Source organism: Flavobacterium cerinum (assembly GCF_004028155.1).
GTDB classification, from domain to species: domain Bacteria; phylum Bacteroidota; class Bacteroidia; order Flavobacteriales; family Flavobacteriaceae; genus Flavobacterium; species Flavobacterium cerinum.
On record NZ_SBII01000001.1, the window covers coordinates 322,339 to 334,964 of the forward strand.

Below are 12,626 nucleotides of genomic sequence, written 5' to 3' on the forward strand. Positions count from 1 at the left end.
AACATACATTTGCGAAAAACAAAGTAACATGAATATTCCAGCAAATTTAAAGTACACAAAAGACCACGAGTGGGTTAAGATAGAAGGTGATGTAGCTACAGTAGGCATTACTGATTTTGCTCAAAAAGAATTGGGTGATATAGTATACGTTGAAGTAGAAACTCTTGATCAGACTCTTGATAAAGATGAAGTTTTTGGTACGGTAGAAGCTGTTAAAACAGTATCAGACCTTTTCCTTCCATTATCTGGAGAGATAATTGAATTTAACGATTCTCTTGAAACTACTCCGGAAAAAGTAAACTCTGATCCTTACGGAGACGGATGGATGATTAAAATTAAAATATCGAACGACTCTGAAGTAAGTGAATTGCTAAGCAGCGATCAGTACAAAGAGCTAATAGGTGCATAATAAATTTCTTTGGGCGGCTATCGTCTGGACATTATTTCTAACCTATTTCTGTCTAACCGGGTCTTCACAGATTCCACAGGCAAATTGGCTGAATATTCCAAATAAAGACAAGGCGGTTCATTTTATTTTTTATTTTGTCTTTACATTATTGTGGTGTCTGTATTTTTGGTCAAAAAAGAATTACAGTTACAGTAAAACAATAGTATTGACTTTTTTTATGGCAGTAGTTTATGGTATCATCATTGAGGTATGCCAGGGAGCATTTACTGCCGATAGAAGTGCTGACATTATGGATGTGCTGGCCAATACAGCCGGAAGTGCTTTGGCAGTTTTGGTTTTATGGTTTTTAAAGAAAAAGAAACAATAGTTATATAATCCCCGGCTTAGGCAGGGGATTTTTTATTTAAAATAATATGGACATAAAGCAATATCTTGATTCGACATATTTAAAAACTGCCGAACAGGCAGGGATCTCTGAAGCAGAAAACCGCCAAGTGGTTGTTAGTGCGATCGTAGAAGCGATGGCTGAAAATTTCAAGCTGGTCATGATCCGCCCTGAAATGGTTAAAATGGCTAAAGAACTAATCACTGCCGCAAACTCTAAAGTTAGTATCGGTACAGTTATCGACTTTCCGGAGGGTAAAGGTTCGCTGGAAAATAAACTTGCTGAAGCCGAAAAAGCAATTGTTGATGGTGCTGATGATCTTGATTTTGTTTTGGATTATGAAGGATTCAAAGCAGGAAAGGTTGATACTGTAAAAGAACAGGTATTACAATGTACCTACTTAGGACTTCAAAATGATAAAATTGTAAAATGGATAATCGAGGTGGCAGCACTTAATGATCATGAAATTGTGCAGTTAAGTGCTTTAGTGAAGAATGTCGTTTTGTCCAATTTTGAAGAGAATAAATATTCTAAAGTATTCGTGAAATCATCTACCGGATTTTATAAAACTCGTGACGGTATGCCAAACGGAGCCACATTATCGGCAATAAAATTAATGTTGGAAAATTCTTTTCCGTTGCCTGTTAAAGCTGCAGGAGGCGTGCGTACATTGCAGGAAGCGCAGCAAATGATAGCATTAGGTGTAAAGCGTATAGGTACGTCGTCTGCCAAATCTATAGCTGATGGAAGTAAAGCAGAGGGAGGTTATTAAATGAAAAAACCTTCCCGGGTTGGGGAAGGTTATTTCTTCACATAGCAAATTTCTTTTTGAGATTTATTTCTTTTTCATAGCAATTATTCCCAGCGAAATTTTCTTTTCTGTAATAGCTTTTTAAGATTCGGGAAGTGATTTTAAAAAGGAACTACAACTAGTAGATGCATACAAATTAAAAAGGTTGCGTCGAAATGTTATTTTTTTTAGTATTTTTTATTTTACTGCTTCTTTTCCAATATCCTTTTGAGTAAATGTAATTTTGGAGTATCTTTGCGCAAGTTTTGTAAACCCCAATGAAAATCATTTTGAACGCTCAACAAGACCCACTTTCTTTTAAATCCATTTTTGCAGATTTTATCGCAATAACAAAGGCTAGACTTGCTATTAGTGTTGTGTTTTCATCTGTGGCCGGATACCTCCTTGGCGTGTCAGAAGAACATGCTTTTAGCTGGATGACTCTTTTCCTTTTAGCCCTTGGCGGTTATTGTATGGTAGGGGCTTCTAACGTTTTCAACCAAATTATAGAAAAAGACCTCGATGCCTTAATGGACAGGACAAAAAAACGTCCCGTTCCTTCAGGAAAAATGTCTGTGCGAACTGCTTTTGTCGTAGGAGCTATATTGACTGTTATAGGTATTGGTATACTATATAGTATTAATCCTAAAACGGCAATGTTTGGGGCAATATCTATATTCTTATACACAAGCATCTACACACCTTTAAAAACGAGGACACCATTGTCTGTATTTGTAGGTGCATTTCCGGGTGCTATACCATTTATGTTAGGCTGGGTAGCTGCTACAGATGTTTTTGGTATCGAAGCGGGGACATTGTTTCTTATACAGTTTTTCTGGCAGTTCCCCCACTTTTGGGCTATTGGCTGGTTTTTGTTTGACGATTATAAGAAAGCAGGTTTCTTTATGCTTCCTACAGGTAAGAAGGACAAAAAAACAGCCTTGCAGACCATATTATATACAGTATGGTTAATTATAGCATCATTACTGCCTGTAACCGGGTTTACAGGAGAATTAAAGTTAAGCATAGTATCTGCGGTTATAGTATTCCTGCTGGGCTTATGGATGCTGGTTTATGCAGTTAAGTTATATAAAAAAATGGACGCGCCTGCCGCACGGAAGTTAATGCTGGTGAGTGTTTCTTACATTTCATTGCTGCAGGTAATATATGTTTTAGATAAATTTATTAGATAATAGTATGAAAATGACACTCGAAGAGCATAACGAAAGGAATGCTAAGTCTAAAAAAATGTTGTTATGGTTTGCAATGGTAAGCATGTTTATGATGTTTGCCGGACTTACCAGTGCGTATGTTGTGAGTACTTCAAGGCCGGACTGGTTAAATGATTTTGTTTTACCGCAGGCTTTTATAATAAGTACAGTGCTTATTGTTGTGAGTAGTATTACATTTCATATGGCAAAAGTGACCATGAAAAAGAACGACCGCAGTGCAACTACAATGTGGCTTTTAGTTACATTAGGCTTAGGTATTGCATTTGTTGTAGCTCAGTTTTATGGCTTTAGTGAGGTTATAAAGAACGGTTATTATTTTACAGGACCAGAGAGTACTGTAACTACTTCGTTCCTTTATATTGTTACGATGCTTCACCTTGCTCACCTTTTTGCAGGACTTATTGTGCTGCTGGTTGTAATTTATAATCATTTTAAACAAAAATACAATTCGTCTCAAACCCTTGGAATAGAGTTGGGTGCAATGTTTTGGCACTTTCTTGATATTTTGTGGGTTTATTTGTTTTTCTTTTTCTATTTCTATTAAAAGAAAAAAAATGTAAATTTGGAAACTTTTTAACCAATAACTTTATATGGCAGCGACAGTTACTACAACAGCTACTACAGGCAAAACATGGGGCGGAGGAAACGAGCCTATGGGGGCAAGTTATGGCAAAATGATGATGTGGTTTTTTATCGTATCAGATGCCCTTACTTTCTCAGGATTTCTTGCAGCTTACGGCTTTTCGAGATTTAAATTCATTGAAACTTGGCCGATAGCGGACGAAGTGTTTAATCACTTTCCGTTTTTGCATGGTGTAGATGCACCAATGTACTATGTGGCATTGATGACATTTATACTTATTTTCTCATCGGTAACGATGGTTCTTGCAGTTGATGCAGGTCACCACATGAAAAAAACAAAGGTTGCTGTATATATGCTGCTAACCATTGTAGGTGGTTTTATTTTCCTTGGTTCTCAGGCTTGGGAATGGAAAAACTTCATTAAAGGAGAATATGGTGCAATCGAAACTAAAGGTGGAGCTATACTTCAGTTTGTTGATACAAGCGGAAACAGAGTGAAACTTGCAGATTTTGCAGCACATTTACCAACTAATCAGGTTCAGAAGAAGAAAAGCAACGGAATATGGTTTCAGGATGGAGCTACTTTACCTACATATACTGTAGAAGAAGTAGTTGAAGGTTTCAAAGCGAATCCTAATCTTCTTGTAAGAACTGAATTCCTTACAGATAAAAAACAAAAAACAATATTAACGAGAGATCAGTCTATCAAAAGACTTGCTGAAGCTCATTATGTTGTAGAAGGCGCTAACCTTATAAGAAACGAGTATGGTCATAAATTATTTGCCAACTTCTTTTTCTTCATTACAGGTTTCCACGGTTTCCACGTATTCTCTGGGGTAATGATTAATATCCTTATTTTCCTTAATGTAATACTTGGTACTTACGAAAAAAGAAGAAGTTATGAAATGGTAGAGAAAGTTGGTCTTTACTGGCACTTTGTAGATTTAGTTTGGGTGTTTGTATTTACATTCTTCTACCTAGTTTAATTATTAAAAAATAGCACCATGGCACATTCACACGAATCGAATACAAAAAGAATATGGTACGTTTTTGGACTATTATCTGTAATAACTATCGTAGAGGTTATTTTAGGTATAGCTAAACCGGAATCATTATACATGAGCAATTTATTCCAGATGAATTTATTGAACTGGATATTTATAATCCTTACAGTTGTTAAGGCCTATTATATCATGTGGGCATTCATGCACCTTGAAGGAGAAAAAAGCAGCTTAAGGTGGTCTATTGTGGCGCCTTTAGTGTTCTTAATTATCTATTTAGTGTTCATCTTGCTGATAGAAGGTAATTATATTTTTGAAGTCTTTAGAGATGCACAATATAAGTGGATATTCTAAGACATATTAATTATAAAAAAGGCGGTTTTTCAACCGCCTTTTTTTAATTTTGTACCTGAAATTTTCCTCACTATGAAAAAGACAATTGTACTTTTTGTTTTGTTCGCACTTCCTATTGTTTGTTACCTCTTTTTTGCCTCCGGAGTTAACAGTTTTGCTAAGCTCCCTATTGTAACGCCTAATGTGAAAGAGTTCTCCGACTGGAAATCTCTTTCGGGAGAAAATGTAAAACTAGCCGAGAAAATAACCATACTTGGTTTTCCCGGTGCGGATGTTTTACACAATAAAGGAAATGCCTTTAACCTAAGCCAGAAGATCTATAATAAGAACATGAAGTTCCAGGACTTCCAAATGGTAATGCTTGTGCCTGAAGGTAGTGAAGCACAAACCAAGGAACTTGTAACTGAGCTTAGCAGACTTACTGATATGAAAGGATGGCACTATGTATTTGCACCTGCAGATGAAATCCAAAAATATTACGACTCTTTTAATCTTGTTGGTAAGCTTGATGATAAAAAGGGAACTTCAAACGTGTTTATCATTGATAAAGACAGAAACCTTAGAGGCCGTAAAGGGGCTAATAGAAAAGGTGAAGAAGAATATAAGGAAGGTTACAATACCTTCTCTGCAGCCGATCTTCATAATGATATGAGCGATGATGTAAAAGTTGTATTGGCAGAATATCGTTTAGCGCTTAAGAAAAACAATAAAAGAAAGATATAACGTGAAAAATAAATCATATTCATATATAGGGATATCATTTATCGTATTGATATTTGGTATCTGGGCAGTGCCTAAAATTGTGGCTAAATTCCAAAAATCAGATCTTGTTGAAATTGGCCCTGTTCCGGCTTTTGAACTAACCAATCAAGATGGTAAAAAAATATCCGATAAAGATTATTTAGGCAAGGTATATGTAGTAGAGTTCTTTTTTAGTACATGTCCAACCATTTGTCCAAAGATGAATGAGAATATGCTGAAAATTGAAAAGGAATTTTATGGTAATCCTCAGTTTGGTGTTGCTTCAATAACGATTAATCCTAGTCATGATACGCCTCAGGTTTTAAAAGAACATGCAGCTCATCTTGGAGTTAAACATTACAATTGGCATTTTTTAACCGGAGATCAGGATTATATACTTAACCTGGCAAAAAAAGGATTTAACCTTTATGCAGGAGAAAACAAAAATGTAGCGGGCGGTTTTGAGCATTCAGGATCTTTTGCTTTAGTTGATAAAGATGGTAACATCCGATGTAGGAAAGATAAATACGGGAACCCGATTTTGTATTATGATGGTCTTGAAGAAAGTGGTGTTAAGGCAATAAAAGAAGATATTAAAAAATTACTGGAAGAATAATGGAGAATACAGCTAAAAATAATATTGAGACAAAGTATAACAAATGGATCGTTGTTGTTTCTATTGCGATACCATTAGTAGTTGCCATTCTGTTTGGGGTTAAGTTAAAAGACTTTGGATACAATGTAGAACCTTTATCGTTCCTACCGCCTATTTATGCATCCATTAACGGACTTACAGCTGTTGTTTTATTTACGGCAGTATGGGCAGTAAAAAATGGTAAAAGAAAGCTGCATGAGAACCTGATGAAGTTTGCGATAGGTTTATCTATTGCTTTTCTTGCTATGTATGTTGCTTATCACATGACGGCTGATTCTACTAAGTTTGGCGGAGAAGGAGCAATTAAGTATGTGTACTTTTTTATCCTTATAACGCATATCCTGCTTTCTATTATCATTATTCCTTTTGTATTGGTGACTTATGTTAGAGCGCTTGCACAGCGTTTCGATAAACATAAAAAATTAGCCAGGATTACTTATCCAATATGGATGTATGTTGCAGTTACCGGTGTAATTGTATACTTAATGATTTCTCCTTATTACTCGCATTAATATTACAGCTATGAGCTTACAAATAAAACAGGTCTTTTTTGGTGCGGTTTTGTTTCTTGTTTCGGCAGGAGCAAATGCGCAATGCGCTATGTGTCGTGCGGCGCTTGAAAGCAGCGACGGAAACATTAAAGCAGAAGCAGTAAACGATGGTATTGTTTACCTTATGATATTTCCTTATCTGCTTGTAGCTTTAGTTGGCTTTGCAGTGTACAGGCTTAGAAAGAAGAAAAAGCAGGCAGCGACTGCAACAGAATAAATATAATAGTTAACTGGAATTTAAGACTATAAAAAAAGCATCTGCCTTGGCAGATGCTTTTTTTATAGCTATAAGAATGATTATTATTTCATTCCGTCTATTTTAAGATCCATTTTCCCGGTTCCTTTTATAAAGGCAATGATCGCTTTGTCTGTAAGTTCAATTTTATCAAACTCAAAATCGTTAAGAGAGCCATTTACATAGATACCCGGCATTGGTGAGTAATTGTTTAAATAAGGAAGTAGGTTTTTCTTGCCTTCTTCTAGATTTGGTTTAATAGAGTAACGGCAGCTTTCCTGGATTTTCTTTAAGATGATACCTTCAGCAAGCCAGTTGGCTGTTCTCATTAATACGCTTTTGGTATTAAGTACATAATCCATCTGGTCAAAGTAAATTTCTTTTGTTACAGCGTTGTAGTTAGGGTATCCTGTAAGGTATATGGTTCCGTTAATGCTTCCGGTCATGTCTAACGCTACGACCATCTTACCGTCTTTATTCCATAGATCTACTTTTTGTACAGTAACCTTTCGGCTTCCCGATCCAAACTCCTGGCCCTGGAAGTTTTTGGTAATAACCTTAGATGCACTTTCATAAGTAGAAACAGCGGCTACAACAGCACTTATATTGTCGGGCATTTTGCTTACCGGCTTTAAAGTAATGTCTTCTTTTTTAAAGTTGTTTGCCGGTTTTTGTCCCACCATAGTAAGCATAGTACATTTAAGTCCCATTTCCATGGTTATTTGTTTTTTAGAAAGCACGGCATCGGTAACATAAAGTTCAAGTGGATTTAGTTTAAACCAGGCCTGATAACTTTCGTTGGTTAAAAACGGTGTGCTCAATTTTTCTAAAGCAGCAAGTACCTGAGGTTTAAAATCAGTAGTTTTTACTAAGGCTTTATCAAGTTCTTTCTCTATTTTTGACTTGAATAATTTTACTGCCGGATTTATAAGGTAGGTTATAGCTACTTTTTTGCCGGCAATAGTAATGGTAGGACTTTCAGTCCATTCTAATGATTCGATAGTAGTATCGGTTGTCATTTTCCAGTTAGATAAACCTACTTTACTGTTAAAGGTAACAACAGCATCCAGGTTAACCTCGCGGGTATCATACAGGTTCATGCCAAGGGCAGAAGTACCGTATCTAATATTTGCTTTTATTTTTATGGGTACTATAGATTGGAGTTTCCCCTTTTGTTCTGTAAATTTAATAGGTGCAGTTTTCCAAACCTGCATGGCTATATTATCATCTTCTATCGCTTTGTCTTCATATATAAGTCCGGTAAGGATTTTGTTTACCTGGGTTTCTACGTCGGCAATGGTCATAGTAACAGGCAGGTTTATAAATGAAGTAGTATTTTGATATACCAGCGGAGAGTTGTTGCCGGGCTCAGGTTTTAGTGCATCGATCCTCTTTGTAGTGGAACATCCTGTTAGTAAAACAGAAAAAAATAAAACACCCGAAAGTAGTAAGGTTCTCATTTGTTGTTGTGTTGAAAAAATAACGACGCAAAATTAAGATTAATTTGTAACAAATTTAGCAGGAATAAGTCTAATAAAAATATAATACGATTACTTACGTTAGATAATTTAGGTAAATTTGTAAACTTTCCAATTGGAGCCTATGAAAAATAAGTTTTGTACTCTATTCCTTTTTGTTATAACACTCGCAGCAGGGCAGGTAAATGCCCAGGCTAAAAAGTGGACATTGGAGGAATGTGTTGATTATGCTATCAAGAATAATATATCCATAAAGCTAACAGGCCTTGATGCTCAAACTACAAAAGTGTCCAAGAGTGATGCTATTGGAGCATTTTTGCCAACAGCAAATGTTCAGGGTTCGCATTCCTGGAATATAGGTTTGAACCAGAATATCACAACAGGTTTGCTTGAAAACCAAACGACTCAGTTTACATCTGCGGGATTAAATGTTGGTATCGATATTTATAATGGTTTGCAAAACCAAAACCGACTTAGAAGAGCTAATCTGGCAATTGTTGCAGCACAATATAAACTGGTTAAAATGCAGGAAGATATTGCGCTTAACGTGGCAAATGCCTACCTGCAGATTCTTTTTAATAAAGAAAACCTTAAGGTGCAGGAACAGCAGTTGGCATTCGATAACAAACAGATGGAGCGTACAGAGCAATTGGTTGAAGGCGGAGCTGTGCCAAAAGGCGATCTCCTTGACATTAAAGCAACAATTGCAGCCGATGTGCAAAAGAAAATTGCAGCCGAAAACGCATTACTTATTTCAAAATTAAGCCTTGCGCAATTAATGCAGTTGGAAGACTTCCAGAATTTTGACACCACAGACAGCGATTATCCTGATCAAAGCAGTGTCTTACTGGAGCAGCCATCTACAATATATACCAAAGCAAAAGAAACAAGAACAGATCTTAAAGCAGCAAGAGCCGATGTTGAAGTCGCAGAAAAAGATGTTAAGATTGCCAGAGGTGCTTACCAGCCAAGATTGACCGGTTTTTACAGCTTCGCTACCCGTGCTGCTTATTCTGATAAAGTTGTTGGGGTGGGTCCTGATGTAAACAATCCTACGTCGGTAATTGGATTTGTAGAAGGTACAAATCAAAATGTAGTTCAGAATAATTTCAAACCGATACTTGGGAAAAGAGACCCTATCCTGGATCAGTTTAACGATAACAAAGGTCACTCTTTTGGTATATCATTAAACATTCCGATACTTAACGGTTTCACGGTTAGAAATAATGTACAAAGATCTAAAATCGATCTTGAACGTACACAAATTACACTTCAGCAAAAAGAACTTGATCTTGAAAGAAACGTCTACACGGCATATACTGATGCACAGGGTGCGTTAAAAGCATATGATGCTGCTGTATCTGCTGCGCATGCCAGAGAAGAATCACTGTCTTATGCAAAAGAAAGATATGAGGTAGGACTTATCAATGTGTTCGACCTTAATCAGGCACAAACATTATCAGTAAACGCACAATCTGAAGTTTTGCGTACTAAATATGATTATATCTTTAAAGTGAAGATCTTAGAATTTTACTTTGGAATCCCAATTTATCAAAAACAATAGCCATGTCAAAAAAAACAATTTACTTTTTATTAGGTGGAGTAATTCTTATTATAGTACTTCTGGTTGTACTTAAAAATACCGGCGCAGTAGGTAATAATGATAAAGGGAAAGAAGTAGAAACAGCCATTGTTAAAGAGATAACCCTTACAGAAACTGTATCGGCTACCGGAAAGGTTCAGCCCGAAATTGAAGTCAAAATATCATCTGAGGTTTCAGGTGAGATCATTCAGCTTCCTGTTAAAGAAGGACAGGCTATTAAAAAAGGTGACCTTTTAGTACGCATCAATCCTGATATTTATGAGTCGAGTGTAACAAGAAGTGCCGCATCATTATCTACGACTAAGGCGGGTCTTAACCAGGCTGAAGCGCAGTTAAAAGAGGCTAAAGCAAATTATGACCGTAACAAACGCCTGTTTGAAAAAGGAGTGATATCAAAATCTGAATGGGATAAAATCGTATCTGCCTATGAGGTAGCTGTTGCAGGAAAACAATCGGCTTATTATAATGTAGCAAGTGCTAATGCTTCGGTAACTGAAGCAAAAGATAACCTGAACAGGACAACCATTTATGCCCCTGTAGACGGCACAATTTCTAAACTTGATGCAGAGTTAGGTGAGCGTGTTGTAGGAACACAGCAAATGGCAGGTACCGAAATTATGAGGGTCGCAAACCTAAACAATATGGAAGTCGAAGTAGATGTTAACGAGAATGATATCGTTAAAATAGAAATAGGCGATGCTGCAAATATTGAAGTAGATGCTTATCTGAAAAGACAGTTTAAAGGAACTGTAACCAGTATATCAAACTCGGCAAGCAGCGCCCTTACTGCCGATCAGGTTACAAACTTTAAAGTGAAAGTAAGAATACTTAAAGAGTCATATGAAGATATGACTAAAGGTAAACCTGAAAACTATTCACCATTCAGACCCGGAATGACGGCTACAGTTGATATTATTACTGAGAGTAGGGCAAATATACTTTCTGTGCCTATTAGTGCTGTGGTAGTAAAGGCAGATACTACTTCTGTTAAAAAAGATGTGGTTAAAGAACTTGAAGAAAAAGAACAGGAAAATAAAACGGGTACTACTAAGAAGAAATTCGAATGTGTATTTGTAAAATCTGGAGACAAAGCGGTATTAAGAGTGATTACTACCGGAATTCAGGATGATACAAATATCGAGGTAATAAAAGGGCTTAAAAAAGGAGATGAAGTAATTACCGGACCTTATAATGTGGTCTCTAAAGAGCTTAACCCTAATGATAAGGTACAGGTAAAACCTAAGAGTGCTAAATAAAAATAAGGAATGGGTTTTATTTTAAATATTGAAACAGCTACAAAAAACTGCTCGGTTTGCCTGGCAGAAAATGGTAAGGCTGTTGTTTTAACAGAACATGCAGGCGAAGGCTACAGCCATGCCGAAAAATTACACGTTTTTATAGAAGAAGCACTTCAAAAAGCAGGCATTGCATTCAGTCAGCTGGATGCTGTTGCTGTAAGTATGGGCCCCGGTTCATATACCGGGCTTCGCATAGGTGTTTCGGCAGCGAAAGGGCTTTGCTATTCGCTTAATATACCTTTGCTGGCTATAGATACTCTTGAGCTTTTAGCGCGCAATACAGCCGTTGCCGAAGGTGTTATTGTCCCAATGATTGATGCCCGCCGTATGGAAGTATATACAGCTGTTTTTGATAAAAATTACAATAAGCTAAGAGATACTAAAGCAGAGATTATTATCGAAACTTCTTTTGAAGAAATTGAGGATACAATACATCTTGTGGGAGATGGTGCTGCAAAATGCCGTGAACTCTTAAATGCCGAAAGATTTGTATATCATGAGGAAATAATATACCCATCTGCAGCACAAATGGCAGCAGTGTCATTTGATAAGTACAAAAAAAGCGACACTGTTGATGTCGCTTATTTTGAACCTTTTTATTTGAAAGATTTTATTGCCGGTAAATAATTACAGGATAGTGTCGATATAAGTACCAATTTGTTGTAGATCTGTTACTTTTTCAACATCAAGTTTTCCTTTTTTGATAAACTCAAGGATTTCTTTGCTTTTTGCTGGTACTAGTTTAGCAAGGTCTTTTTTGCTTGAAAAATAAACAGCATCCTGATCTTTTATTTTGATGTAGAATTCATCATCTGTCTTTTTGTAGTTAGCGGCTTTGTATGTTTGGTAGCTGCTTGCCGGGAATACTTCAGGTTGAAGGAATATTCTCTGTCTCTTAAAGATCTTTACATTAGGAGTTTCGCTTACAATGTTAAGGTATCCTGTTATAGTCTCATCTTTGCTTGTTCTGTATTGTTGTAAAGAATAAGCTTCTCCAGTACTTACAAATTTTACTGTTACACCATCTTGCTTTGGTAAAACACTAAATGATCCTGTTTGAGGCTCGCTAATTTCAAAATTATCGCCATAAGCATTATAACGTGCTAAAATTGTTTTCTCGTTATTAGATGCTTTAGCAGGCATGTATTTCTCGTTAACATACATAGAACCTGTTGCAGCCTGACTTTTCTCTTTCATTACCATGATCTGACCACCACTACTGTGTACTGGTGTCTGGTTTACCTGTGCTGTAGCAATCAGCGACGTAAAGGCAAGTGCTGCCGTGTAAATTAAATTTTCTTTTTTCATTTTC

At 36.5% G+C, this 12,626-nt stretch carries 16 protein-coding genes; 14 read left to right on the plus strand and 2 right to left on the minus strand.

Annotation, left to right across the window (positions count from 1 at the left end):
* The first annotated feature begins 28 nt into the window (after positions 1-28).
* The 11 genes from gcvH to EPI11_RS01490 all read left to right on the plus strand — a co-directional run bounded on the left by gcvH (position 29) and on the right by EPI11_RS01490 (position 6,917).
* Complete coding sequence (gene gcvH / locus EPI11_RS01440; protein ID WP_128388173.1) at positions 29-409, plus strand: glycine cleavage system protein GcvH; 381 nt, start codon at positions 29-31, stop codon at positions 407-409.
* A complete protein-coding gene (locus EPI11_RS01445; protein WP_128388174.1) occupies positions 402-776 on the plus strand; it encodes a VanZ family protein in 375 nt (124 codons plus the stop codon). Before gcvH ends, EPI11_RS01445 begins: the two co-directional genes overlap by 8 nt.
* Before the next feature lie 46 nt (positions 777-822).
* Positions 823-1,566 (plus strand): deoxyribose-phosphate aldolase, encoded by a 744-nt coding sequence (deoC, locus tag EPI11_RS01450; protein ID WP_128388175.1) that lies wholly within the window; start codon positions 823-825, stop codon positions 1,564-1,566.
* A gap of 308 nt (positions 1,567-1,874) precedes the next feature.
* Entirely contained in the window at positions 1,875-2,777 is a 903-nt protein-coding gene (gene cyoE / locus EPI11_RS01455) for a heme o synthase (RefSeq protein ID WP_206619084.1), read from the plus strand.
* A gap of 4 nt (positions 2,778-2,781) precedes the next feature.
* Positions 2,782-3,360 (plus strand): cytochrome c oxidase subunit 3, encoded by a 579-nt coding sequence (locus tag EPI11_RS01460; RefSeq protein WP_128388177.1) that lies wholly within the window; start codon positions 2,782-2,784, stop codon positions 3,358-3,360.
* 46 nt (positions 3,361-3,406) lie between these two features.
* Positions 3,407-4,384 (plus strand): cytochrome c oxidase subunit 3, encoded by a 978-nt coding sequence (locus tag EPI11_RS01465; RefSeq protein WP_128388178.1) that lies wholly within the window; start codon positions 3,407-3,409, stop codon positions 4,382-4,384.
* Between the two features lie 18 nt (positions 4,385-4,402).
* The gene (locus EPI11_RS01470; protein ID WP_128388179.1) at positions 4,403-4,753 is read left to right on the plus strand and encodes a cytochrome C oxidase subunit IV family protein; all 351 of its coding nucleotides are present in this window, start codon (positions 4,403-4,405) and stop codon (positions 4,751-4,753) included.
* Between the two features lie 72 nt (positions 4,754-4,825).
* Positions 4,826-5,476 carry a hypothetical protein gene (locus tag EPI11_RS01475; RefSeq protein ID WP_128388180.1) on the plus strand — a complete coding sequence of 217 codons (651 nt, stop codon included), beginning with the start codon at positions 4,826-4,828 and terminating at the stop codon, positions 5,474-5,476.
* A 1-nt stretch (position 5,477) separates the two neighbouring features.
* Entirely contained in the window at positions 5,478-6,110 is a 633-nt protein-coding gene (locus tag EPI11_RS01480; protein ID WP_128388181.1) for an SCO family protein, read from the plus strand.
* Positions 6,110-6,661, plus strand: a complete 552-nt coding sequence (locus tag EPI11_RS01485; RefSeq protein WP_128388182.1) for a DUF420 domain-containing protein — start codon at positions 6,110-6,112, stop codon at positions 6,659-6,661. The genes EPI11_RS01480 and EPI11_RS01485 overlap by 1 nt, the downstream gene beginning before the upstream one ends.
* A gap of 10 nt (positions 6,662-6,671) precedes the next feature.
* Positions 6,672-6,917, plus strand: coding sequence for a hypothetical protein (locus EPI11_RS01490; protein WP_206619082.1), 246 nt, complete (start codon positions 6,672-6,674; stop codon positions 6,915-6,917).
* A gap of 83 nt (positions 6,918-7,000) precedes the next feature.
* Here EPI11_RS01490 and EPI11_RS01495 read toward each other — a convergent pair whose 3' ends face one another.
* Positions 7,001-8,395, minus strand: coding sequence for a DUF4403 family protein (locus EPI11_RS01495; RefSeq protein ID WP_128388183.1), 1,395 nt, complete (start codon positions 8,393-8,395; stop codon positions 7,001-7,003).
* 142 nt (positions 8,396-8,537) lie between these two features.
* Here EPI11_RS01495 and EPI11_RS01500 point away from each other — a divergent pair, with 142 nt between their 5' ends.
* From EPI11_RS01500 to tsaB, 3 genes are read left to right on the plus strand one after another with little or no spacing between them, the layout of a single operon-like run.
* Positions 8,538-9,977 (plus strand): TolC family protein, encoded by a 1,440-nt coding sequence (locus EPI11_RS01500; protein WP_128388184.1) that lies wholly within the window; start codon positions 8,538-8,540, stop codon positions 9,975-9,977.
* A 2-nt stretch (positions 9,978-9,979) separates the two neighbouring features.
* Positions 9,980-11,272 (plus strand): efflux RND transporter periplasmic adaptor subunit, encoded by a 1,293-nt coding sequence (locus tag EPI11_RS01505; protein WP_128388185.1) that lies wholly within the window; start codon positions 9,980-9,982, stop codon positions 11,270-11,272.
* 9 nt (positions 11,273-11,281) lie between these two features.
* Positions 11,282-11,941: a tRNA (adenosine(37)-N6)-threonylcarbamoyltransferase complex dimerization subunit type 1 TsaB gene (tsaB, locus tag EPI11_RS01510; RefSeq protein WP_128388186.1), complete on the plus strand. Its 660-nt coding sequence runs from the start codon at positions 11,282-11,284 to the stop codon at positions 11,939-11,941.
* Here tsaB and EPI11_RS01515 read toward each other — a convergent pair whose 3' ends face one another.
* Positions 11,942-12,622 carry a hypothetical protein gene (locus EPI11_RS01515; RefSeq protein WP_128388187.1) on the minus strand — a complete coding sequence of 227 codons (681 nt, stop codon included), beginning with the start codon at positions 12,620-12,622 and terminating at the stop codon, positions 11,942-11,944.
* Between the last annotated feature and the right edge of the window lie 4 nt (positions 12,623-12,626).